The sequence below is a fragment of the Nostoc sp. UHCC 0251 genome (assembly GCF_034932245.1).
GTDB lineage: Bacteria > Cyanobacteriota > Cyanobacteriia > Cyanobacteriales > Nostocaceae > Nostoc.
Map to the genome: position 1 here is coordinate 1 of NZ_JAYGHD010000049.1, position 24,019 is coordinate 24,019.

The 24,019-nt window shown below is 40.7% G+C and carries 25 protein-coding genes; 15 read left to right on the plus strand and 10 right to left on the minus strand.

All coding sequences use genetic code 11. The features are described from left to right. Nucleotides 1–1,131: 1,131 nt before the first annotated feature. From VB740_RS08770 to VB740_RS08785, 4 genes are all read left to right on the plus strand, one after another. Nucleotides 1,132–2,094 (plus strand): orange carotenoid protein N-terminal domain-containing protein, encoded by a 963-nt coding sequence (locus VB740_RS08770; protein ID WP_323199649.1) that lies wholly within the window; start codon nt 1,132–1,134, stop codon nt 2,092–2,094. A 244-nt stretch (nt 2,095–2,338) separates the two neighbouring features. Continuing rightward, complete coding sequence (locus tag VB740_RS08775) at nt 2,339–2,983, plus strand: pentapeptide repeat-containing protein (protein WP_323199650.1); 645 nt, start codon at nt 2,339–2,341, stop codon at nt 2,981–2,983. 151 nt (nt 2,984–3,134) lie between these two features. Next, nucleotides 3,135–3,827 (plus strand): hypothetical protein, encoded by a 693-nt coding sequence (locus VB740_RS08780; protein WP_323199651.1) that lies wholly within the window; start codon nt 3,135–3,137, stop codon nt 3,825–3,827. Between the two features lie 122 nt (nt 3,828–3,949). After that, nucleotides 3,950–4,192 carry a hypothetical protein gene (locus VB740_RS08785; protein WP_323199652.1) on the plus strand — a complete coding sequence of 81 codons (243 nt, stop codon included), beginning with the start codon at nt 3,950–3,952 and terminating at the stop codon, nt 4,190–4,192. 44 nt (nt 4,193–4,236) lie between these two features. Here the strand turns inward: VB740_RS08785 and VB740_RS08790 are convergent, their stop codons facing one another. Then, entirely contained in the window at nt 4,237–4,692 is a 456-nt protein-coding gene (locus tag VB740_RS08790; protein ID WP_323199653.1) for a nuclear transport factor 2 family protein, read from the minus strand. 367 nt (nt 4,693–5,059) lie between these two features. On the opposite strand from VB740_RS08790, the gene VB740_RS08795 reads away from it, so the two are divergent. After that, complete coding sequence (locus VB740_RS08795; RefSeq protein WP_323199654.1) at nt 5,060–5,647, plus strand: Uma2 family endonuclease; 588 nt, start codon at nt 5,060–5,062, stop codon at nt 5,645–5,647. A 150-nt stretch (nt 5,648–5,797) separates the two neighbouring features. Here the strand turns inward: VB740_RS08795 and VB740_RS08800 are convergent, their stop codons facing one another. After that, on the minus strand, nt 5,798–6,694 hold the full coding sequence (locus tag VB740_RS08800; protein ID WP_323199655.1) for an alpha/beta hydrolase: 897 nt from the start codon (nt 6,692–6,694) through the stop codon (nt 5,798–5,800). Nucleotides 6,695–7,211: 517 nt separating this feature from the next. Between VB740_RS08800 and VB740_RS08805 the strand changes: the two genes are divergently transcribed. Further along, complete coding sequence (locus VB740_RS08805; RefSeq protein WP_323199656.1) at nt 7,212–7,796, plus strand: hypothetical protein; 585 nt, start codon at nt 7,212–7,214, stop codon at nt 7,794–7,796. Between the two features lie 119 nt (nt 7,797–7,915). After that, nucleotides 7,916–8,689 (plus strand): armadillo-type fold-containing protein, encoded by a 774-nt coding sequence (locus VB740_RS08810; RefSeq protein ID WP_323199657.1) that lies wholly within the window; start codon nt 7,916–7,918, stop codon nt 8,687–8,689. 177 nt (nt 8,690–8,866) lie between these two features. Here the strand turns inward: VB740_RS08810 and ftsE are convergent, their stop codons facing one another. Both ftsE and VB740_RS08820 read right to left on the minus strand, forming a co-directional pair. Continuing rightward, nucleotides 8,867–9,613, minus strand: a complete 747-nt coding sequence (ftsE, locus tag VB740_RS08815) for a cell division ATP-binding protein FtsE (RefSeq protein WP_323199658.1) — start codon at nt 9,611–9,613, stop codon at nt 8,867–8,869. Between the two features lie 193 nt (nt 9,614–9,806). Further along, the gene (locus tag VB740_RS08820; protein WP_323199659.1) at nt 9,807–10,562 is read right to left on the minus strand and encodes a WecB/TagA/CpsF family glycosyltransferase; all 756 of its coding nucleotides are present in this window, start codon (nt 10,560–10,562) and stop codon (nt 9,807–9,809) included. A 311-nt stretch (nt 10,563–10,873) separates the two neighbouring features. Here VB740_RS08820 and VB740_RS08825 point away from each other — a divergent pair, with 311 nt between their 5' ends. The 3 genes from VB740_RS08825 to VB740_RS08835 all read left to right on the plus strand — a co-directional run bounded on the left by VB740_RS08825 (nt 10,874) and on the right by VB740_RS08835 (nt 13,845). Beyond that, the gene (locus tag VB740_RS08825; protein ID WP_323199660.1) at nt 10,874–11,593 is read left to right on the plus strand and encodes a response regulator transcription factor; all 720 of its coding nucleotides are present in this window, start codon (nt 10,874–10,876) and stop codon (nt 11,591–11,593) included. Nucleotides 11,594–11,742: 149 nt separating this feature from the next. Next, nucleotides 11,743–13,416: a SpoIIE family protein phosphatase gene (locus VB740_RS08830; protein ID WP_323199661.1), complete on the plus strand. Its 1,674-nt coding sequence runs from the start codon at nt 11,743–11,745 to the stop codon at nt 13,414–13,416. A 3-nt stretch (nt 13,417–13,419) separates the two neighbouring features. Beyond that, nucleotides 13,420–13,845 (plus strand): anti-sigma regulatory factor, encoded by a 426-nt coding sequence (locus tag VB740_RS08835; protein WP_323199662.1) that lies wholly within the window; start codon nt 13,420–13,422, stop codon nt 13,843–13,845. A 406-nt stretch (nt 13,846–14,251) separates the two neighbouring features. Here VB740_RS08835 and VB740_RS08840 read toward each other — a convergent pair whose 3' ends face one another. Further along, the gene (locus VB740_RS08840; protein ID WP_323199663.1) at nt 14,252–14,683 is read right to left on the minus strand and encodes a ketosteroid isomerase family protein; all 432 of its coding nucleotides are present in this window, start codon (nt 14,681–14,683) and stop codon (nt 14,252–14,254) included. A 464-nt stretch (nt 14,684–15,147) separates the two neighbouring features. Here VB740_RS08840 and queG point away from each other — a divergent pair, with 464 nt between their 5' ends. Both queG and VB740_RS08850 read left to right on the plus strand, forming a co-directional pair. Beyond that, nucleotides 15,148–16,122 (plus strand): tRNA epoxyqueuosine(34) reductase QueG, encoded by a 975-nt coding sequence (gene queG, locus VB740_RS08845; RefSeq protein WP_323199664.1) that lies wholly within the window; start codon nt 15,148–15,150, stop codon nt 16,120–16,122. Beyond that, complete coding sequence (locus tag VB740_RS08850; protein WP_323199665.1) at nt 16,097–16,732, plus strand: HAD-IA family hydrolase; 636 nt, start codon at nt 16,097–16,099, stop codon at nt 16,730–16,732. Before queG ends, VB740_RS08850 begins: the two co-directional genes overlap by 26 nt. Nucleotides 16,733–16,881: 149 nt before the next feature. Here VB740_RS08850 and VB740_RS08855 read toward each other — a convergent pair whose 3' ends face one another. Further along, nucleotides 16,882–17,256 carry a hypothetical protein gene (locus VB740_RS08855; protein ID WP_323199666.1) on the minus strand — a complete coding sequence of 125 codons (375 nt, stop codon included), beginning with the start codon at nt 17,254–17,256 and terminating at the stop codon, nt 16,882–16,884. Between the two features lie 222 nt (nt 17,257–17,478). Between VB740_RS08855 and VB740_RS08860 the strand changes: the two genes are divergently transcribed. Continuing rightward, nucleotides 17,479–18,009 carry an orange carotenoid protein N-terminal domain-containing protein gene (locus VB740_RS08860; protein ID WP_323199667.1) on the plus strand — a complete coding sequence of 177 codons (531 nt, stop codon included), beginning with the start codon at nt 17,479–17,481 and terminating at the stop codon, nt 18,007–18,009. Nucleotides 18,010–18,095: 86 nt separating this feature from the next. On the opposite strand, the gene VB740_RS08865 is transcribed toward VB740_RS08860, so the two are convergent. The 4 genes from VB740_RS08865 to VB740_RS08880 are packed head-to-tail and all read right to left on the minus strand — an operon-like array spanning nt 18,096 to nt 22,551. Beyond that, nucleotides 18,096–18,857 carry an ABC transporter ATP-binding protein gene (locus VB740_RS08865; protein ID WP_323199668.1) on the minus strand — a complete coding sequence of 254 codons (762 nt, stop codon included), beginning with the start codon at nt 18,855–18,857 and terminating at the stop codon, nt 18,096–18,098. 20 nt (nt 18,858–18,877) lie between these two features. Beyond that, nucleotides 18,878–19,552: a hypothetical protein gene (locus VB740_RS08870; RefSeq protein WP_323199669.1), complete on the minus strand. Its 675-nt coding sequence runs from the start codon at nt 19,550–19,552 to the stop codon at nt 18,878–18,880. Next, nucleotides 19,552–19,926 carry a hypothetical protein gene (locus tag VB740_RS08875; RefSeq protein ID WP_323199670.1) on the minus strand — a complete coding sequence of 125 codons (375 nt, stop codon included), beginning with the start codon at nt 19,924–19,926 and terminating at the stop codon, nt 19,552–19,554. Before VB740_RS08875 ends, VB740_RS08870 begins: the two co-directional genes overlap by 1 nt. Before the next feature lie 3 nt (nt 19,927–19,929). Beyond that, on the minus strand, nt 19,930–22,551 hold the full coding sequence (locus tag VB740_RS08880; protein ID WP_323199671.1) for a CHAT domain-containing tetratricopeptide repeat protein: 2,622 nt from the start codon (nt 22,549–22,551) through the stop codon (nt 19,930–19,932). Nucleotides 22,552–22,897: 346 nt separating this feature from the next. On the opposite strand from VB740_RS08880, the gene VB740_RS08885 reads away from it, so the two are divergent. Beyond that, nucleotides 22,898–23,368 carry a transposase family protein gene (locus VB740_RS08885; RefSeq protein ID WP_323199672.1) on the plus strand — a complete coding sequence of 157 codons (471 nt, stop codon included), beginning with the start codon at nt 22,898–22,900 and terminating at the stop codon, nt 23,366–23,368. 83 nt (nt 23,369–23,451) lie between these two features. Continuing rightward, a complete protein-coding gene (locus tag VB740_RS08890; RefSeq protein WP_323199673.1) occupies nt 23,452–24,009 on the plus strand; it encodes an ISAs1 family transposase in 558 nt (185 codons plus the stop codon). The last annotated feature ends 10 nt before the right edge of the window (nt 24,010–24,019 follow it).

Here is a 24,019-nt window from a genome sequence, read left to right on the forward strand (position 1 = left end):
TGCTGATTCCATGTATGAAAATGATTTTGCATAATACCAAAATCCTTGTAGAGACATAGCACTGCTACGTCTCTACATCCAGATTCATCCTTTAATTCAGCAACGCCGGATTTTGCCCCTTATCTTTCTGTATAGCTACTTTCGGCAATTAATTGCACACTGGTTTTTGTTAGTTAATTGTAAAACCGGGCTTGAGATAAGTACAGTAACAGTTCGATCTGCTGTATGAGAATCCAAACCAGACTTTGAAAGTTGATTTATCAATATTCTTCTATTTTGAATTACATAGGCTTTAGTTTGAACTGCAAGATGTTTGGAAACAATTTGTGCTACTTCTAAGCCCACGTATCCACAATACCGTGACAAATTAGGAAGCTTTATAAATCCAATCAACATCAAACTTTTTCCAAAGCTAAACAAAGTTTTTTAAAGGTAAGCTAAAAAACATCTAATTTGCATAATCGAATTAAACATAACTCTTGTGGGGTGGGCATCTTGCCCGCCCAACTTATGTAATTTAAATGTGGAACAGCTTATTAAAAAGAAATCCTGGTATCCAAACTCCCCCAAAGAATTCCAGTAGATTAGTGAAAACCTGCCGAACTCAACTTCTTGTCGTCTTGACCGACAGTGAAAAACAATGACCACGCTTGATTTGCATTAATGGTCTCAAAGCTGTTGAAATCAGGTCTAAAAACGACTGATCTAATTGATTTTTTTTTGGTTAAACATAATCAGTTTTCATAAGTCTGCCTCTAAATTGTTTTATTTGTCAACTAAATAAAAATCGTAAAGTAAAACTTATATAAACTATAAATAAAGCTTATGAATTTATAACTGAGAAAGTATTGCTTATTTGTAACGGAATTGTTATGTTTCTTTACATATGGATACATAAACAACGATAATGCGTTAAACCACTGTTGATCAAGGCTTTCTAAATAACTATGCAGTTGGGTCTGCAATGTGCTTTGCCTATCCAAACTCACATCGCTATGCCTTTGGTAAAGCGATGTCTACGCTAAGACTGCTGAGTGTTTTTGTTAACAGCTAAACGCATTTCCCTTCCGTCTTTGCACGTTTGATTTTCACATTCGATAGAACTGTAATTTTCTTTTGGGAATTTTTGCTATGTCTTTTACCATCCAGTCGGCTCAAAGTATTTTTCCCGGCACTCTAGTTGCTGACATTGTTCCAAATGTTGTCGAATCATTTTCTCAACTCAATGCTGAAGATCAACTAGCATTACTCTGGTTTGCCTATACCGAGATGGGTAGAAGTATTACGGTTGCCGCACCAGGAGCAGCCAACATGATCCTCGCACAAGGCTTACTCGAACAAATTAAGCAGATGCCTTTTGAGGCTCAAACGCAAGTCATGTACGATTTGGCTAACCGTGCTGACACTCCCCTGTGTCGTTCCTATGCATCCTTCACCGTAAATATCAAATTGGGCTTCTGGTATCAGTTAGGAGAATGGATGGCCCAGGGAATTGTTGCTCCTATTCCAGAAGGTTACAAGCTTTCTCCGAAAGCTGCTGATGTGTTGCAAGCCATCCGCAATGCTGATTCAGGTCAACAAATCACAATTCTACGCAATACTGTAGTAAGCATGGGATTTGACCCGAACGCTCCCGGTAGTTACAAAAAAGTCACAGAGCCAGTGTCTCCTCCTATTGCAGCAGCATTTCGGACTAAAGTTACCATCGAGGGCGTCAACAATCCTACGGTGTTGGGCTATATCAACAACATGAATGCTAATGACTTTGATGCTGCGGTTGCTCTATTTCGCTCTGAAGGTGCTTTGCAACCCCCCTTTGAAAGACCGATTGTTGGTCAAGAGGCAATCCGCGCTTATATGCGTGAAGAATGCCAGGGATTAAAGATGATCCCAGAGCGTGGTATATCGGAGCCAGTAGAAGATGGCTATACCCAGATTAAAGTCACCGGCAAAGTTCAAACCCCTTGGTTCGGTGCCAGTGTCGGAATGAATATTGCATGGCGCTTTTTGCTAGATCCCCAAGACAAAATCTTCTTCGTAGGGATTGACTTGCTTGCTTCTCCTAAAGAACTGCTCAACCTAGTACGTAAATAGAGCCTTAGATTAGTCACTACTTAAGCGTGGATAGGTCAAGGAGTGTCCCCACCTCGCCACGCTTAAGCAAAAGAAACTTCTCAGATAACGGCTTCATTAGCACCTTCCTTCTCTAATGGTTGTTAAAAGCCAATACAGTTCAGATAAGACCAAAACACTTGTAGAGACTGCGATTTATCGCGTCTCAAAAACCCAAAATTTTGTACAATTAGCCCTTATAGATACTGTAATTTTCAAGTGATAAATGGAGATTTGGGAGGCGGGCTGTATGGATGCTGATGAACTTCTCAAACGCTATTGTGCAGGAGAGAGAAATTTCACTCAAGCAAGCCTGCACTTAGTTAACCTCAGCGAAGTGTGTTTAGCTGAAATCAATTTGGATCGAGCTAACTTGGCTAACGCGACTTTATCACAGTCCAACCTGCGTAAAGCAAACCTGAACGAAGCAAATTTGACTGCGGCGGCTCTCTGGAGAACCGACTTAAGTGGAGCAAATATGATTTTGGCAAACCTCAAAGCTGCTAATCTGATACGGGCAACTCTCAGTCAAGTAGACTTACATAAGGGAAGCCTTGTGAAAGCAGACTTGCGTTTAGCAGACTTGCGCTATGCCAACCTTAGTGGTGCAAACTTGGCTGGGGCAGACTTGCGTTATGCCAACTTTACTGGTGCAAACTTGTCTGGGACAAATCTCAGTAGTGCAAACCTGACTGGGGCAAACTTGAGCAATACAGACCTGAGTCATACCAACCTTGCCAAAGCTATCTTGTACAAAACTGATCTAAGTTATGTTGATTTCACGAAAGTAGACCTGACCGGGGTGGATCTGCACCACTGCTTATTGAACGGAGTCACCCTAACTGAACGAAGCTTAATCGAAGCAGGTTAACCGTCGCTGTTGTCTCATTAAAAATCTAAAAATCAGTCTTTTTTCAAGGCAATTTCAAATCTAATTTTTTTTACTTGCTAATATTTAAATAACAATACCTCTTTGGATAGAGGAACAACTTCTTTCATCTACCGATAGTAATAGATTATCAATGAGTTTTTTCAATTTATCTGAGCCGCTCCTCCGTGAAAAACAGCAAGAGCTAGATTTTCAAGATATTCAAGGTCTAGTGTGTCTAAACTACCAAATTGGAAATTTCATCCTCTTCTCCAAGTTTTATACTCGCGTTGATCAAGCATTTATTCTCTGGGGGCTCATTTCATCCGGTATTTTTGTAACCGCCCAGTTTCTACCCATTAGCTGGAGTAGTCAGGCGATTTTGTGGTCAGTGCTTACCTTATTCGGTGCGATCGGCATGGTAAGTTTAACTTGGTTTTGGGCAACTGTAGAACAGCTACGCTGGGTTGTTTATAGCTGGGGGATCTTAATCCTAGCGGGTTTAATCCTGACTGATCTAAGCATTTTTTTGGGATGGGGAGAGGTCTTGATCCGTCTGTGTCCACTCTGGTTAGGATTAAGCGCTATCGGATACTTTTGCACCGGCGTAGGAATGTGTTCACGCACATTTCTTCTGATGGGGTTTATTCATTTGCTGGGAATTATAGTTTTACCCTACTGCGGTGTCATGCAGTTTCTCTCAACGGGGCTAATTATGACCATTAGTTTACTGTTACTAGCGGAATTACAGTGGGATATGCAATCTTCAAGTGATTACAACCAATTAACACCACAACAAAAGCAGTTTAACCAAGAACAGTCCCAACGACGGCAAATGAACAGCTAAAGTTATACAGAATTAAAATATTACTTTAGATCAGATTGAACAACATAGCTCTCTCTTTTGGCTAGCTAGTATTTCTACCCTAGAGAGGGAGTTTTTAACTCAACTGTTAGCTATTGTAATGAATGAAAACAGACAACGCTGTATGGGTGTTATACCGCTGTGACCCATTATCAAACATCGAAGGAGAGCGATCGCAGATGTTTGAACAGTGTAAATTAAATGCGTTGACGGTGTGGAGTTTTTGTCGCTTCCTCCACTTCATTAGCACCAAGGGAAGGTTAAATTCTTCATCAGAGCGGTCTGAGGTGGTAAACGTCTTGTGTTTTTTACATTACAGCTTAATTTTGACAATCCAATCTCCTTAATTGATTTTGAATTAAGGAGATTTTGACTATCACCGCTAGTGCAATTATTTGTTATTTGGCGTTTGTGTGTCAAAATATTCACGCCAACGACTAATTTGACCATCCCTAAAATCTACAACAATTACGTCATCAGCTTTATTACGACGACCTGTCGCCTTTTCCGTATCTTCGTAGTACCACTCTACTGCTGCCTGATTTGCTACAATAATAATCCGTTGGATGACTATTTTGACATCTGAGTACTGTTGTTTAAAATTAATCACTCCTTCTCGAATTTTTTCTTGTCCCCGCCAGCATTGACCAGGCACGATTAGTTCCCCATCAACCGTAAACAATTGTGCAAGGGCATCGACATCTTGAGCAACCCATGCATCTTTAGCTTTTTCTATTAATATCTGGATATCTTCTTGGTTCATAGACTGACTGGCAAATAAAGGTGCGCTGAAAGTTAAGCTAACAAATATAGTTCCTAACACTAGCCATCGAGATAACCAAAGCATCTGGATTTTTATACTTTCTAAAGTATTAATCTATAGAGCAATCGCACCTGCGAAAAGTCAGGTTTTGATTGGATGCAGAATATCTGTAATTCTATAATAAGGTAAACCTATTTTCTCAGACTTAACTTCAGTAGTGGCTAAAATTCTTTCATGGGGCGATAAACGAAAAGCCTTGGCTGGATTTATATTCCCAAGGGTTCTAAGCAAATATATCTCGGTAAAGCTGCACCGAAATAGGTAGACAGATTTATTTAATTAGGTAAAGTGCGATCGCTCTCCATCATCTCATCATGCGATGTCTACGACGGGCTACGCCTACGCACCACACACAGCACTACACTAGAAAGTAAGATGCTCAGAATAGCCTATGAACGCTACGACAACCACTTTCCCTTCTACACTCAAATTGAAAATTGACTTGACTGATGAGCAATTTTTCCAGATGTGTCAGAAAAACCGCGATTATCGATTTGAGCGTACAGCATCAGGGGAATTATTAATTATGCCACCTACAGGTAGTGATACTGGCAACCGTAACTTTGATATGGTTGTTGAATTAGGAATCTGGAATAAACAGACTAAATTAGGCAAAGGTTTTGACTCTTCAACTGGTTTCACTCTACCTAATGGCGCAGAACGTTCTCCTGATGTTTCTTGGATGAAAATTGAGCGATGGAATGCTTTAACTCCAGAACAACAAGAAAAATTTGCCCCAATTTGTCCTGATTTTGTAGTAGACCTGCGTTCTCGTAGTGATTCATTGAAAGAATTGCAAGAGAAAATGCAGGAGTATATCGAAAATGGCGCTCAATTAGGCTGGTTAATCGACCGGAAAAACAAGCGAGTAGAAATTTATCGTCCAGGTAAAGATGTAGAGATATTAAATAATCCGGCTAGTTTATCAGGAGAAAACGTACTACCTGGATTTGTGTTGCATTTACAGCAGATTATGTAGCTTTATCGATGACGAAAATTAACACAGATACTCATAGGGGCGCACAGATGTAGGCGCGCGCCCTTACTCAGTACCTCATTCAAATGAGAATCGCTATAAAGAAAGCAGAAGCTAGTAAATTAGATGGGACTTTGACTACTGAACAAAGCACTAATTAAGCAAAGGCAAAAATTGTCGAATTAACCCAATTGTGACTGCTGGCAACTCCAACTGCGGTGTTAAGCCCACATCTTCTAACTGCTGAAAAAATCGAATCGCTTGTGGATTCATTTCGGCAAGGCGGCGACCAATTGAGGGCCCTGTAAATTCCGACCTTCGTCCCCAAATAATGGCGGTGGGAGTGGTCAGTTGTTGAATATAAAGGGATAAATCAAAGCATAAATCGCCACGGACAAAGGAGAGTGCTGCATACTCAGCATTAGGCTGTTGGGCAGATTGTAAATAAGCATCTACAATTTCTTGGTACACTCGATTAGACTGAGCAAATTGGCGTTGTTCTAAGAAGCTGCGAATACCCCCACTGGTGGCTACACCAGTGCTGTAAAGTAAACGGTCAACGAGGGGAAGGCTAACTAACTGGGCAAAAAAACTACGCGAGTAGTCTTCGCCAAAGTCCGAAAGTCCAGCAGGGGTAGTGAGAATTAAAGACTTGAATAAATCAGGATGATCTGCTGCTACTCGAATTGTAAAGGCTGCGGTCAAAGAAGAAGCGATCGCTGTTACTGGCCCGGTACAAGTCTGCTCGAAAAACTCCCGAATCGTGGTTAAATAATCTTGAATCTTATAACTCTGTGCCGGATGCTCAGACCTACCCCAACCGATTAAATCTGGCGCAATGACCCGATATTCGGCTGCAAAAGCCGGATAAACTTTCGACCACTCATAGGCAGAAGATCCACCACCAAAGCCGTGTAGGAACACCAAAGTTTCTCGATCTTCTTTAGCAGTTACATTGTCCTGCCAAGGTGACCCAGTAGCAGTATAATAAACCATTCTACCTAGTGAGGTAGTTATAGAGCGTTGGTCAAATCCTAGTGGTTGAAACATAAGTATTTTTTGTTGACTGTAGTAATTATTTGGCACGAGTAACAGAATAAACCGATAGACGTGTGAATACGGAGAGAGCATTTGATAATTTATCCGCATCACTGCATCTTCTTTGTTTACCCCAGAATACCTACCTATTTAGTCCAAACTCCTCACTCATTGTTATTATCGGCGAACCAATCACTTAAGGACTTCTTGCTACCGTCAGATTAAGTAGATATAAAATTATTGGATTACTTATAAAGATTTGGTGATTTTTTTACTAATAAAAAGTTAGTGAACGTTGTAATTACTGTTTTATAAGGCTTTTTCGTAGTAGCGAGTATCACTCAGGCATAAATCAAACATAAGTTTTTATGGTAGTCTATCAAAAAACTCATAAATAATTTTGAGCATCAATAATATTCAAAATGCTCATTTTGAGAAGCTATTAATTCTAGTTCTATATGTAGAAACAGTAGCTTTTGATGTATTACTAAATCTGATTATTCTTTAAGTAATTTTAAGGCGGGATGTCATGGTAAAGCAGGCTACTCTTCAATCACATAAACTCACAACGATTGAAGACGCTAAATTTGCGCTTGACAAGCTTAATATACAAAATGAAATTAAAGCTTCAGTTTGTGGGGATCAAGCCGAGTCAGCTATTGATGTTGCCAGAGCCACTGTACCTACTTGTATTTGTTTAGACTTAGAAGACTTGAAGTGTTTTGAAGCAGTAGAGTGCCAGTATGAACGCTGGGGAGTAATTTTTCACAATTCTATAGCAATACAGCCATCAAATCCAGCATTTCCACCCTATTCGGGGCTTATTGTCTTAATGGCAGCGCCTAAAAGCGGGTTTTTGGAAGCTACTTTCTTGCGCCCGGTTAACTCAGTTAGCGCCTTTGTCACCAGTTCGCAACGGCTAGTGCTTTCTGCCTACGATCGCGATCGGCAACTCATCGCTCAAACTGCACTACCAAGCCCCAATCTTGCCAATTCAGACTCGGCAATTTCCCCCAATACATTATTATCTATAACTGGAAATAACATCTACAGCGTTACCTTCTGTGCTTTTGATGGTCAATTCACCCTTGACAACTTTCGTTTTTGTCTTTAAAAAGCCTTTATGCCCTTGCTCTGAGACATTTAAAATGGTATCTTGATTCCGCCGTGCTGTTACTAGTACCGCACAGCGGAAGTCAAAAGTCAAAAGTTTTGTATATCTAGGTAAATACTGTGGCACAGGCTTCGTCTTCTTGGCAGCAATTGATCAACCAGATCCCCAACTTGAACTGGTCGCTTCCAAAGTTCAAGACAAAGGGAGCCACAAAGCAGCAAACATTTAAGCGTTTCTCTGGGCCTGGAGGCTTTCTTGGGTTCTTGACAATCATCTTCGCCATGTTGTTGTGGAACTGGATGCTGCTGTTGGCTCTCTTAATCGGCGTTGGGATAATGGTACTGGTTTACTCAATGCAGGAGTGGGACTGGCAATTACACTGGTCTAAGATACATAAGTTCTTAAACAGTTCAAATCGTCGGTTAGCCTTAGCAGTCGTTAGTGGGGGTCTTGCTACTGTCAGCACTTATATGGCCGCTGCAATTTGGGTTGACTCTCACAGTTCCTGGATTGCTGCTGGTGCGATCGTGCAAGGCATGGGAACACTGTTAACTTTAATTTTATTGGTCTGGCAAATTGTCAGCTTCTATGAAAATCGAGAAGAAGACCACCTCGATCAGTTGTTGGTAAATTTAACAGAAAAAGATCCATTGAAGCGGTTGATTGCCCTACGTCAACTAACTAAATTCATCAGCCGCAAGCGGGTTGATTCTTTAGTCCAGCAAGATGTTGTCGAATGCTTGCAACTCCTACTCAGTCGCGAGGAGGAAGTTGCGATTAGAGAGGCAGCTTTCAAGATTTTACAAGCCTGCGATGACCTACAAATGCTACTCCCCAAAACAGCATCAACTTTCATCCCCGTATCAGCAAAAGTCAAACACCACGTTTATTAGTCATTAGTCATTAGTCATCTCCGAAAAAGAATGTAGAGACGTAGCACTGCTACGTCTCTACAAGGGTTTTGGGTAACGCATATTTAATTTCTGGAGATGTCTATTAGTCATTGGTTAAATAATGATGAGTCTTAATTAATTTCCAATGCCCTATGCCCTATGCCCCATGCCCAATACTTATTTTCGAGACAATCGTCCATTACAAACTTGCACTACCGGATGATTGCATCGCCGCACCATCTGTTCATCGTGGGTGGTAACAATTACTGTAGCACCAAAGGAATTTAACTTCTGGAGAATTTGAATCACTTGCCAAGAATTATCTGGATCAAGATTTCCAGTAGGCTCATCCGCTAACAGCAGCGGTGGTGTCCCAACGATCGCACGGGCAATACTCACCCGCTGTTGCTCTCCTCCAGACAGTTGATCTGGAAAGCAGTCAGCTTTACTCAGCAAACCTACCAGTTTCAAGGTTGGTTCTAAGCGTCGTTGAATTTCTTTACGGGTATACCCTTGAGCTTGCAACACAAAAGTCACATTTTCTGCTACTGTTCGTTGGGTAATCAGTTTATAGTCTTGAAACACAATACCAATTTGTCGCCGCAATAATGACAAGCGATCGCCCCGTAAACCCGCTACATTAAATCCATCAACAATTACTTCTCCCTGCGTCGGTAACTCCTGTCCATACAGCAGTTTCAAGAGCGTTGATTTACCAGAACCACTTGGCCCTGTGATAAACAGAAATTCTCCCTTTTTTACCTCAAGGTTCACATTCAACAAGGCGTGAGAACCATTAGTATAGGTCTTGCTTACAGATTGTAATTGCACCTTTACAGTAGTATTCCTACCGTGCTGTTGAGCCTCACTATCCTCTTTATGAAGGGATTTGTCTTTCTTAACTTGAGTTGTTAATACTGGCATTGTTAAATTTTCCTCATCCCATAACCAAATAGCTTGGTGGCTCAGATTTGATATTCCTCTCAAAAATAAGGATTCCCAGGTTTAGCCTGGGAATTGAAAATTTAACAAAGACAATTTAAATTTTTTGAAGACTTTAATACTAACTAAGTAAGAACACTCAGCACTCCCACAGACGCGATTAATCGCGTCTCTCTTAACTAATAGCACCCCTTGCTGTCAAACGATAAACAAACGCTTTCACCGCAAACGCTGGCAAAGCTAACATCCGTCGCCAACGCCAAGGTTCTTGGTAAAGCCGATACAACCATTCCAAATTATTATTTCCTAACCAGGCTGGAGCACGAGTTTTAGTTCCTGACCAAATATCAAAACTACCACCGACGCCAATCCAAATTGCTTGAGGACACAAATGGCGGTTTTCGGTAATCCATAACTCTTGACGTGGCACTCCCAAACCGACAAAAATTACTTGTGGCTGCAATTGAGCCAGAGTTTGTCGCAATTGTGCTTCTTCTTCCGGGGAGTGGTAGCCTGAGTGAGTGCCTACTATACTCAAATCTGGAATTTGCTGCTGCCAAAAATCTGCCGCAGTTGAGGCCACTCCAGGCGCTCCTCCATAAAAAAATACTTTTGCCCCTGTCTTCTGCTGCCCAATTTCTTGCAAAAGCTTTTCTGCTAATTCAATCCCCGGAAAACGCTGCACTTTTTGCCATAACAGCCACCGCAAATACAGAACAACCCCGGCTCCATCTGGGATCACTAGTTCAGCATTTTTAATCACCTGAGCTAGTAATTGATTCTGCTCTGCCTGCATAGTCATTTCTGCATTGAGCGTTACTACATGAGTTCCTCTGCCTGTGTGCAGGCATTCTAACAACCAGCCTGGATAGTTATCCATCACATGAACTGGTATTCCCAACACTGAAAATGCTTGATTGCCTTTAGACATAGACTGTTCTGGATTAACCTCACACCAGATTTCCTTGAATGTTAAGTTTATCAAATTTTTTTATATTAGAACTTAAGTAAGAGAGATTCCCATTGCCCTGCAACAATAGAAAGCATAACTAATTAGTTTTGGGCGCTTGTACTTGGGCTGAAACAGCCCAAGTTTTATTGTTGTCACTGAGTATAAAATGCTCAATTCACAACTCTGGTTCCGGGAACAAAAGCCCCCACTATACTACTTGCAGTTAGTGTGGGAGTATGTCACGAAACTCGACTTTCTGATTAAGGTAGTGTAACGGGCTGAAGTTGGCTATGAGTAAAATTCGTATCGCTCTGATTGAAGATCATGACCTAACTCGTGTGGGTATTCGGACAGCACTACTGCAAAAGGATGACATTGATGTTGTAGGTGAAGCTGCCAATGCCGCTGATGGGTTAAAAATGTTAAAAATGGTACAACCAGATATTGCCATTGTCGATATTGGTTTACCAGACAAGGATGGTATTGAACTGACACGGGAGGTAAAATCTACCACTAATGGGCAGCAACTAGTAACAAAGGTGTTAATTTTGACGCTCCAGGATAACAAAGAAGCCGTGTTGGCAGCTTTTGCTGCTGGTGCAGACTCTTATTGTATGAAGGACATCAAATTCGATAATTTGCTAGAAGCTGTGCGAGTAACCTACAATGGCAACGCCTGGATCGATCCGGCGATCGCTCGGATTGTATTACAACAAGCACAACAAAATCCTCAAAAGTTGGAATCAGCTTTTGTAGATACTAAGACTATTGCCTCTAACCCTGATTATGTCGATAATCTGGAAGAAATTCAACCTTACAGCCTGACAGAAAGGGAGTTAGAAGTGCTACAGTTGATTGTCGAAGGTTGTAGTAATGCAGTAATTGCGGAAAGGCTTTACATTACTGTTGGCACTGTTAAAACTCACGTTCGCAATATTTTGAATAAGCTATGTGCCGATGATCGTACCCAAGCAGCAGTCCGCGCCTTGCGTTCTGGGTTAGTAGGATAAAGTTAAATTCAGTGAACAGTTATCAAGGTTTGAAACAGTGATAACTGATAACTGTTGAAAATGATTACTTATTAATTTTTTGTTGATTCTCAGGTGGGATAAATCTTATATTATCTCGCCATTCAAATATGTAAAAACTAAAGTCAAATATGGCTGAAATCGGGGTGGACAAACTTAAGCTCATGGTGGTAGATGATGAGCCAGATAACTTAGATTTACTCTACCGCACTTTTAGGCGAGATTTTCAAGTATATAAAGCTAATCATGCCTTTGGTGCTATGGAAATCTTGGATCAATTTGGCGAAATGGCGGTGATTATTTCTGACCAAAGAATGCCAGAAATGAATGGCACCGAATTTTTTAGTCGTACTGTAGAGCGTTTTCCAGACACGATTCGGATTTTGTTAACTGGTTTTACCGATGTTGAAGATTTGGTAGATGCGATTAACTCCGGTCAGGTATTCAAGTACATTACCAAACCCTGGAATCCGGATCGGCTCAGAGCCTTAGTTGAGCAAGCCACTGATACATATCGCCTAGTTAAGAAGCGCACGCAAGAGTTGCGTCGGTCCCTCCGGCGAGAATCTTTGTTTAATGCCGTAACAACGGCAATTCGAGAGTCTCTAGACTACGACAGTATGCTGCAAAAGATTGTAGCAACTCTTGGGCAAACATTTGAAGCTAGCAGTTGCTTGCTCAGACCAGTAGAGGGCGATCGCCTCACACAAGACCAGTTCTCATACCACGATCCCCAATCCGATGTATTAGATTGCTTCTTCGACCCCAGTGTTTTAATCGAAAAAGTGCTGGAAACCCGTCATTATCAACTTGCCCAAGATGTATATAAGGATAATCCTTCTCACCATCTGGTAGTGCCACTTAGCTATCAGCAACATTTATTGGCTGTGCTGGTTCTCCACCAATGGGGACGCGATCGCCCTTGGCAAGACGAAGACATCCAATTAATTGCAGGTGTTGCCGAACAAGCAGCCTTAGCCCTCTCTCAAGCAAAACTCTACCAGCGCCTCCAAGAAAAACAACAGCAGATTCACAATGAGTTGGAGGTAGCCCGCCAAATTCAATACAACTTATTACGCCAAACTTTACCTGACATCAAAGGTGTGAAGGTGCAAGCCTGCTGTTACCCAGCGCGGGAAGTAGGAGGCGATTTTTTTGAAGTTTTTGTCCATCCCAAAGGCGATTTGTGGTTGGCAGTGGGTGATGTCTCTGGCAAGGGCGTTCCAGCTGCTTTATTTATGGCTAGTATTATTTCAGTTTTGCGTCGAGAATTATCTCAAGAAGCACCAGCCGAGCCAAATGTGGTCATGCAGAACCTCAACCACGCTCTCAGTGAAGACTTGATTAGCAACAATTATTTCATCACCCTTGTTTTAGCCTGTTATACCCCTACCACTAAGGAACTCGTCTACACTAACGCCGGTCATATTTATCCAATGTTATGGTCACGCCAAGGTGCTTTAGCCGACAATCCCAATTACCTGAAAGTTCGCAGCATCCCTTTGGGGATCTTGCCTAAGTGGCAGGCACAGTCTGGCCGTTTGGTTCTCGCTGCTGGAGACACATTGTTACTAGCCAGCGATGGGATTACGGAAGCAACGGTATCAAATAATTATGATTTAACAGTAAAAACCGGGTCTGGCGTTGACCCAGTTAACCGTTCTATGCTGAATCAAGATGGTCTTTGGCAACTCTTGCAACAAGAGCAACAACCGCTTTCTCTTAACCATTTACTAGCTCGTATTCAGGCAGATAACCACGTTCAAGAAGATGATCAAACTATACTTTCACTGGAGATTTTATAATTCATGAAAAGTGAGCTTCATGTACCAAGTGATTTGAGTTTTCTTAATATTGTCGAAACCTGGCTACTGGGATGTTTGAAAATTCAGCTAGGAGAATCTGTGGATTGGTCAAGGCAATCAAGCCGTTTGAGACTGGCTTTAGTAGAAGCTTACTCAAATGCAGTCCGTCATGCCCACAAGGACAAACCAAATTTAACAATTTTACTGCGTTTGGAGGTAAAAGACCGGGATCTTGCCCTAGAAGTTTGGGATTACGGCGAAGGCTTTGATATGTCTAACTACTATGCTCCAAACCCTATGGAAAAACAAGAAGGTGGTTATGGTTGGCTAATTATGAATCGTCTTATGGATAAAGTAGATTACCAGTTGCAGGTTAATGGTGCCAACTGTCTCAAGTTAGAAGCTACTTTACCCGAATTAGTCCAATAGACAAAAGTTACTATTTTTCAAGTCACGTGATTTATATGAATTTTGATGCCTAGATTCTGTTTTGGGTATGAGCAAACATTGCCTAAGCTATTATGGCGGTTCTCAGCTGAGTGACGTATAAGAACGCCACCCCGGCAAGCGAGACTATGGTGTACATACAAGTTGAGTTGGGAATCAAATGGACGGAAAAGAACAGAAAATTATTTTTAAAATCCTTGATTTTCCGTTAAGGCTATATTAATAAGCTGACACTATTGATATTCAACTTGATAAGATACAAACCTTACCTAATAAGGCTTGTATCTTATCAGGCAAGGCTTATAGGATTTGTGTGTACACCGTAGGGCAAATGAGGAGGAGACTATGATTTACCTCATTTGATTAGGAAAAACTATATACTTATTTGCTAGTTTTCACGCCGTAAAGAGAGTAACTCTTGGGGAGAAGCTAAAAGTTTGATTTTAGTATAGGAAATTTGCCCTTGTTGGTTGAGGATAAATAGCCACAGGACATTCACGCTACACCACGAAGTTTGTGCTTTGCCTGTTACTTGGACTTGAATCGTATCATTTTCTAAAGTCTGGGCTATTCCTGTATTGGGGTAAGCTTTTATGTTTTGGGATTCTTGTTTTAAGTAGGCTGCGATCGCATCTGTCCCCACAATATCAGATTCAAATGGTGGACGCATCACACCATCTATCGCAAATAAGGCAGCAGTTGCCTCAAATTCTCCTGCATTTAAGGTTTCAAAATAACTCAGCACATTAGTTTCTGTAATTCCCTCAATCTGGAATTCTTCTTTCAACTGCCCTGGGGAGATAAATTCAGCAGATGTCATAAAATTACCTGTATCATACTAGCTGAATATTCATTTCAATATAAAAATAGGTAAAAAGAAAGCCACTGTTGAGATAGATTGCCACATTTATATAAATCTTCCTCACGATGGAAGTTTTGATTAGACACATCTCAAGTATGCCAGCATAAATAATTAAAGCTTTGTAGTAGACCTCTTGCAAAACTAATTTTGCAAGAGGGGGAAAGGGGAAAGGTTAAAGGGAAAGGGTTTTTTACCAGCAGCTTTTCCCTTTACCCCTTGCCCTTTACCCACTTCTGCAAGAAGTCTAATGAGTATATCTAGCCCTATTTTGTTCGCATACCGTCTCACAGAGAAGGCTGATACCAATTCACGAAAATTCATAGATAAAAGCTATATGTAGTATAAGCAACAAATATTAATAAAGTATTGACTACGTAATGTAGAATAAAAATGCCTTTATTTAGGCAAAATCCCGAAAAAAAATGAATCAGTATTCTGTAACAAGCAGCAGTGTGGTGAAAGAAAAAGCCAGCGAGTTGGGCTTTCACAAAGTTGGAATTGCTGGTGTAGATAACGTAAATGCCATAGAAGCGCAGAGGTTGCAAGCATGGATTGAACTGGGTTATCACGCCGATATGGAATGGATGGCTAACCCAAAACGTCAGGATATTCACTTAGTGATGCCAGAAGCGCGATCGCTAATATGTGTGGCGCTAAATTACTACACACCACATCAACGTCCTAAAGGCGAGGAATACGCCAAAATTTCCCGTTATGGCTGGGGGAGGGATTATCACAAGGTAATGCATAAAAAACTCAAGCAGCTATCTACATGGCTAGAATCACTTGGTGAAGGTGTATTAGCTCGTTATTATGCAGACACTGGCCCAGTGCAAGATAAAGTATTGGCTCAACTTGCCGGAATTGGTTGGATTGCCAAGAATGGTAATGTAATTACACGCGAATATGGATCTTGGGTATTTTTGGGAGAAGTGTTAACCAATTTGGAATTAGAGAGCGATCGCCCGCATACAGAACACTGCGGTAGCTGTACTCGTTGTCTTCAGGCTTGTCCTACAGGTGCAATTACTCAGCCTTTTGTCGTGGATGCTAATCGCTGCATCGCTTATCACACCATTGAAAATCGGGAAGATAAATTGCCAGAGACAGTAGCAAACCATTTACAAGGCTGGGTTGCTGGTTGTGATATTTGCCAAGATGTTTGTCCTTGGAATCAACGTTTCGCCCAAACAACTGATATTGAAGAGTTTCAGCCTTATCCTGGGAATATTGCTCCCCAACTGCTAGAATTAGCCCAAATCTCTGATCAGGAGTGGAATAAACGATTTCCAGCATCTGCCTTGCGGCGGATTAAGCCAGAAATGTTACGACGCAACGCCCTAGCTAATCTTGACGCATCCAGGCGAAATAATGACCCCGAAAGTAATTATTTTTGATTTTGATGGCACTATTGCTGATACGGTAGATGCCCTTGTAAGTATTGCCAATCGTCTAGCTGTAGACTTTGGTTATAGACAAATAAGCCCAGAGCAATTAGCCCTCCTTAAAAACTTAACATCTAGGGAAATTATTAAATATTCAGGAGTTTCTCTATTTAAAATACCTTTTTTAGTTAAAAAAGTTAAAGGAGAATTAAAAAACAAAATCCCAGAATTAAAGCCAATTCCTGGAATTAAAGAAGCATTAATGGAACTTCAAAATGAAGGATATCAACTGGGAATTATCACTTCTAATTCTAAAGAAAATGTGACGCAATTCCTTACAATCAATGATTTAAATCACCTATTTGATTTTATCTACTCAGGAATTACAATTTTTGGTAAAACAACTATCATAAATAATGTATTAAGGCAAAATCAACTCAAACCTCAAGAAGTTATTTATGTCGGAGATGAAACCAGAGATATAGAAGCATCAAAGAAAGCAAATATCCAAGTGATTGCAGTGACTTGGGGCTTTAATTCCCCGCAAGTACTAGCCAAGCAAAATCCAGATTATTTAATTCACCGTCCTAGCGAACTAATAGAAGTAATGAATGGGCGTTAATTAAAAAATAGTCAAAAATCTATAGTAAAAATTTTAACTATTGACAAATGACTAAAACGGGAACTGGGCAATGTCTACCATTACCAAAAACTTCAATTTAATATTTGTGACATTGCCCACCATACAAAATAGCAAGATATCAGGAAAACTTAATTTTTTCGTTCACCTTTTTCCAAAGCTTGTTTTACTAGATCATCACTGACATTAGTTACACCCTCAGTCTTAGAATTCCCAACTTCCTTTGCTAACTCTGCATAATCGTCAGGATTACCAGTTGACTGCGCTTGAGTTGTTGTCTCTTGTGGTTTAGAGGTTTTATATTGAGGTGCAGTGGCTGCTTTGGCTGCTGCTGCGCCTTCACCCGTGCGATCAACTTCACTAACGCTGAATTGTTGTGCAGTTGCATAATCAGCATCAAAATCGACGTTTGGCGCTTTTTCTTCACCACTAGCTATGCTATCGGCAGCTAATTGAGCATCATGGGTGGAAGCTTCATTAACATCGGGCTTTACTTCATCAGGCATAATTAAAATCCTTAAGTTAAATTTTTTATTGCTTACTTGAAAGAGCATAACAAAGTAATTAGTTATTTCTATGCTCCCTTCGGAGTGACTTTACCTCTATTAAAAGGTATATTCAAACTACAATTTGCAAATAATATAACTCTTTCTCTCGATAGTAGAATCTGATGCTCAAATCTTGGTAAGCCTTAGTTTGATGTGTGAAATTTCTTTGGAAATCAAATTATGACTGCAAGTTACGATAAAACTATTTCTCAAGCCCAGAGCAATGAAACTCAAAAATTGGTAGATGCATTTAACAATTTAGATACTGATGCAAAATTAGCTTGGTTCTATTTGGTTTATAAAAAAATGGGTGATTCTATCACACCTGCTGCTCCTGCTGCGGCCGAACCAGAGTTAGCACCACTTCTGCTAGGAGACTATTTTGAGTTATCAGATGAGCAGCAACTAGATATTATGCGGGATATTGTTAACCGCAAAGATACAGAATATTCCCGTGCTTATGGGGCGATCAAAGAAAACAATCAGCTGCTAGTTTGGTATGCTTGGGCGGTAGCTATGGGAGATAAGGTGGTTGATTTACCAGCTAGCTACGAGCCAACTAAGGCAATTAATGATCTGGTTTCCCAGATTGAAGGATTAGATTTTGACGAGCAAATTTCGGTGTTTCGGACAATAGCTGGTGAAGTGGGTTACACCGATGTTAAGCCGATTGAGACGCAAGCACAAACTGGAAAAACGTCAAGTTTGTAATCGGGACTAGCGGCTAAAAGTCGCGGCTACATAAATAAAGTCCGCCTACCCTTGGCATTCCCGCAGGGTAGACGGACTTTAATAACTTATGAGACTAACTGACTCAAATTGGATGGTGTGAGATTGGAGTGTACCACTTGACCATCACGGAACCAAATGATGCGCTGGGTTTGACGAGCAACTTCTGGTTCATGAGTTACCATAACAACAGTAATTCCACTAGCATTGAGTTCGCCAAAAATATCTAAGACTTCTTGGGTTGTGCGCGAATCAAGTGCGCCTGTAGGTTCATCGGCTAGGAGTACTATAGGACGATTGACAATGGCACGTGCGATCGCTACTCTTTGCTGTTGTCCACCAGATAGTTGAGTTGGTTTGTTGTTGAGGCGATTTGCTAAACCCACTCGTGTCAATGCTTCGGTGGCGCGATCGCTTCTTTCTTTTGAATTCACACCAGCATACAACATTGGCAGCATCACATTCTCTAATGCTGTAAGTTGGGGCAATAGGTGAAATTGTTGAAAGACAAACCCCAGCTTTTTGTTGCGGATGTGTGCCAAAGATTTATCATCCATTTGCGCCACATCAATATTATCTAAGTAATAATGTCCGCCTGTGGGGCGGTCTAGACAGCCGATAATATTCATAGCTGTAGACTTACCAGAACCAGAAGGCCCCATAATTGAACAATATTCGCCCTTGTGGATAGTCAAATTCACATCATCGAGTGCTTTAACTTCAGTTTCACCACTGCCGTAAACTTTAAAGATATTCTCTAAACGAATAATTGTTGATTTAGGGATGGGATTGGGAACTAGAGAATCGGTAATTGAAATAGTGTTTGCCATAAGAATTTAGTTATTAGTTATTAATTCTTTCTTCCTTGTCCTTTATTTATCCAACACCAACCCAAGGCAATAAATAACAGTGTAGCAAAAATACTCAAAAGCAATGATGCGTAAAACGGATGGGGTGGGTTGTTGGGAGATATTGGCGTTAGGGGTTGGTTGATTTTGTCGATGTGTTGGACGATTACGCCGGAGATAATTGCACCGCCACCAAATCCTATACCTAATACTTGGATTGTGTTTTCTAGGGAGCGATCGCGCTCAGTTTGTTCTGTTTCTACTATACCTCGGATAGTATCAACTAATTGTCCAAACAATTCTTGACCTGGAGTCAGATAGTTAATATATGTTTGGATTTGTTCTTGCCATTTTTTACAGTCTTTATTAATAAAATCTTGCCAGGATTGGGGACTTTTTCCACTATCAATTGTTGGAAGACTACCCAAATCTAAATCTTGAGCATCAATTAACCGTTCTGGTATTCTTCCTATTTCCCGCTTCGGTTCGTATTCACCATTTTGATAACAAACTAATTTTGAGCGTAAATCTTTCAATCCAACAAAAGTTAGCGAACCTTCACCCACTTTCACCAGATTTTCCCACAAGAGATTAGCATCTGTCACAACTTCACCGGGAAGTTCAGTTAGGGTATGGCGGAGATGAAAAGCATAGAGGCTGAGGCTGAAATTTTTCACTATTTTTTGTTTGGTTTAGTGTTTTCAGACAAAGGAGAGTTGTTTTTTATGGCGTTATCTACAAGTTCCTTTGATGATTCACTAGGTTGATTGGCTGGAGTCTGTGATTTACTATTAGCTATTCCTATGTTTGTACTGACATTAATAGGTAATTTATCAGTGATTGATTCCAGATTTTGCTTATAAGCTTCTAGAACTTGATTACGGGATTCTGATTGCAACCAATTTTCTAAGATTTCTACAATTTCCTCATTGTCTTCTGGTAACTGACTCGATAGTTGCTGCAATTCATTCCAGTCTTGAGTCGGAATCAAATTTGATTGGGAGTCAAGCACTTGAATAAAAGCTTTGATACCATTTTTATAAATTGACATTTTCTAAACTCCTTTACCTATGTTACAAAAAGCAGCCCAATAAAAAGGTGACTCAAACGGTTTGGTTAAGGTATTTTCATGATAAGCAACAAAGGATTTATTTAAATATTCTATGCAAACATAACTTAGTGAGGAGTTAATCAGCCAATCTTGAAAGCCTTTGAGTGTTGTATCCCTTAACCAACGTTGTGCTGTATTTAAAGCTAATACAATATTACTTTGCTGCTGTAGTTCTTCGTAAAATTTAATCATCAATAAAGCTGTAGCTATAGCATCGACAGTCCAAAGGCTACTGACTACATTGGTGCTACCTGCTAACAAAAATCCGCTGGGTAAACCAATGTATTCATCACTCGTGCTTGTGAAGTCGGTCAAACCAGTTTCGCAAGCAGAGAGAGTGACTAGGCGACAGTTTTCTAGTTTGAAATGAGTAATGATATCTGCTAAAGTCAGGTTTCCATCAGCTAACTGTAAACCAGAATCTTGGGGAGAAGCAAAGTTAAAGTATCCATGACAGAAGAAAAAAGCACAGTTAGCTTTCAGCAATTTTTCATTTAGTGTGACATTGTGAATATTTTCATTAATGCCGAGCAGAATTGCTGACTTGTTAGCTTGGTCTTGCTTCAAAATCTTAGCATCAGTAAACTGTTTTTTGATGGCTGCAACTGCTCCTAAATCTTTTTCGTATAAGTCTTGTGTAGGGTTTTGGATAGCAAAGAAAGATTGAAAGTCAGGACGTTGACGCAGCTGGACTTGTTGTAGAAGTTGACAACTGGGTGCATAGCCTACGCCGTTGGGGAATAAGTCAATTAGGTATGATTCCTTGACAGGTAAAGCATGGAGAGGAAACAGGTGTAAGTAGCGATGAGGAATAAGGATTAATCTATCGCATTGTTTTGGTAATTGGTTTAAGATTTCCTCAAGATGCAGAATTTCTGCTAGCTTTTTCAGGCGTTCTTCTAGCTGATTCTGCCATTGAATTTTATTTTGGTCTTCCGGGTTGTTGTAGTCATCTAAATATTCATTTGTCCAATCGATTAAGGCATCTAAGTCTTGTTTATTAGAATGCCAGATGGCTGGGTTATTGTCGCAGGTGATAATGAAAGCGCGAAAACAATCATTAAAAAGATACCATTCGATGATTGCAGTTTTGTTATCTAAGAGGTTTTGAATTTCTCCAAAGTTGATGCTACTACTAACTAAAGGCAAATTTTCTGGATTTTTTAATGTTGCTTTGGTTAACAGTTCTACTAAATTCTGGGTTTTGCTACGTTCAATATATTCTATTGCCTCAGTGTCTCTTGCCAATGCTAGGCAAACTTCCACCATCCGTTTATAAAGTTGATTCCATTCTTCCGCTTGTTTCCGCTTGGCTTCTTCGCCGGAAACAATATCTCCGCGCAAAGCTTCGACTGTTTTTATTGCTGCAACAAATTTATCATAAGCTGAGTTAAACTGTTTTTCGTCTTGGTATAACCTGCCAAGATTTAATAAAGTTTCTGTATGGTATTGAGGAAAGGCACTGCGGGTTAATACTTCCAGTGCGGCAGTATAAGCAGTGATCGCAAATTCAATATTATCGGCTCGTTCTCCTAATATTTTCTCACCGTAAGCATTCCCCAGATTATTTTGCGTCGTTGCCCAATTTTCCGGAAAGGCGCTGCGGGTATAAACTTCGAGTGCAGCAGAATAAGCAGCGATCGCAAATTCAATATTCTCGGCTCGTTCTCCGAATATTCTCTCACCGTAAGTAATCCCCAGATTATTTTGCGTACCTGCCCAATCAACAGGAAAGGTGCTGCGGGTGTAAACTTCGAGTGCAGCAGAATAAGCAACGATCGCAAATTCAATATTCTCGGCTCGTTCTCCGAATATTCTCTCACCGTAAGCATTCCCCAGATTATTTTGCGTACCTGCCCATTTTTCAGGAAAGGCGCTGCGGGTTCTAACTTCCAGTGCAGCAGAAAAAGCAGCGATCGCACTTTCAATATTATCGGCTCGTTCTCCGAATATTCTCTCACCGTAAGCATTCCCCAGATTATTTTGTGTCATTGCCCATTTTTCAGGAAAGGCGCTGCGGGTATATACAGTTAGGGCGATTTCGTAGCCAGCGATCGCAATTTCCATGTTGCTGGCTTTGCTACCCAAGGGAAACTGTTTAATTAGATTACTAAAAGTAACAATCACTGCGGCGATGGATGGTGTTACATCTGGTTCCGCTTCTGCTAAGGTATTTGTTGCCCAATGACGCAATAATTTTGCAAAAATATCATTGAGTTTATCGGTATTTGCTGCTAGCAAGGGGTAAATTACTTGAGTATTGCCGTTGCTTTTTGCTGTTGCTTGCAGTATTTCTATTAAAAATTGCCCGTAAGTTTCTATATCTTTTTGGGTGATGGGGGTAGTTTCTGGGGTAGTGAGATATGTTGCTAAGTTTCTCAACCAGTTTGCAGTATTTTCGTCTCCCTGCTGGGCAAAATGCTCTGCTGCTGCTACAACAACCTGCACAAAGTCAGCATCTAGCAATTCTGTATTCGCTGCTAATATCTCTGGTTCTTCCCCGCTAGGGCAATCTAGCAGGGTTTGAATTAGCTGATTATAAGCGTGTAAACGCTGTTTTTTCATGAGCAGGTGTGAGTTAGACGCATCTTGATGAAGCTTCAACAATATTATGCTCAATTTCTGAAAAATGAGGGGTAAAAAGTTTTAGATCCTGCTTAAAAAGGTTACGGTGTACACGCAAGTTATTGAATTACCTCTCCCCTTGTAGGCTACGGTGTACACATAAGTTATCGAATCATTCATTACCAGTCCTCGAATTACCCCACCCTAACCCTCCCCTTTACAAGGGGAGGGAACTGGATCTATTTTTCCCCCCTTTCCAAGGGGGGATTAAGCAGGGTGGTTTCATACAAACAGAGAAAAATGACAATACTTATGGGAGGCGATCGGAAATTGACAATCTGGAAGTATGAACAATCTCATCGAACAGTTGCAGCAGGTCCGAGACTATCGGCACATTAGAGGACGGAGACATGAATTGTGGTTAGTACTGTTTCTGATATTGCTGGGAGCGATGAGTGGATATTGGGGCTATCGACCACTCGAAGATTTTACCCGTGTACACAGACAGAGCTTGATTGAACTGTTAAACCTAGATGTGACAATCAATTTTCCATCCTATTCAACATTTCGACGAGTACTGAAAACAGTGGATTTTCAGCCACTAACAGATTTATTTAATAATTGGGCATCGGTTTTTGTTCCACCAATACCAGGAGAAAGATTGGCAATAGATGGTAAAGGCATTCGTTGCACAGTCACAGATTACAGTCAGTCTTACCAAAACTTTATCAGTACAGTATCAGTTTATAGCCATGAACGGGGTATTGTACTCAGGATGCAACCAATGTCCAACAAAAAAATTAGTGAAGTGGCGTAGGCGTAGCCCGTCGTAGACATCGTCAAACAATTAATCTCCGAGTTTTGTGGTCAACAAGTCGTTTTTACCCTTGATGCGTTACACTGCCAAAAAAAACTGTATCGCTGATCATCGATAGTGGCAATGATTACCTGATTGGATTAAAAGAAAATCAACCAACACTCTATAAAATGGCTCAAACTGAATCACAACAGGATACTCCACTCAGCAGTGCCACAACTGTAGAGAAAGTTCATTCTCGACTAGTCCAACGTGAGTGCAAGGTTTTTGCTGCCCCCGAACCACTTCAAAAAAAATGGTCTGGACTCAAAACTTTTGTGGTTGTCGAGCGTCAGGGTGAGCGCAATGGTCAGCCATTTTCTGAGCGTCAATTCTATATCTGTAGTCAATATCTCGAAGCTCAACAGTTACTTGCCGACATTCACTTGTCTTGGGGTATCGAAAATCGACTGCATTGGGTCAGAGATGTGACATTCAAAGAAGACTTTCCACCACGGCGTGGTGGCAATGCCCCTGTGAATTGGTCTATCTTACACAACTTTTTTATTACGATCGCTCGCCAACTTCGTTTCCGAACTATTCCTCAAGCACAACGCGCCCTCTCCAATCAACTGCACAAAGTTTTTTCTTTCTTTGTATGAAACCACCCTG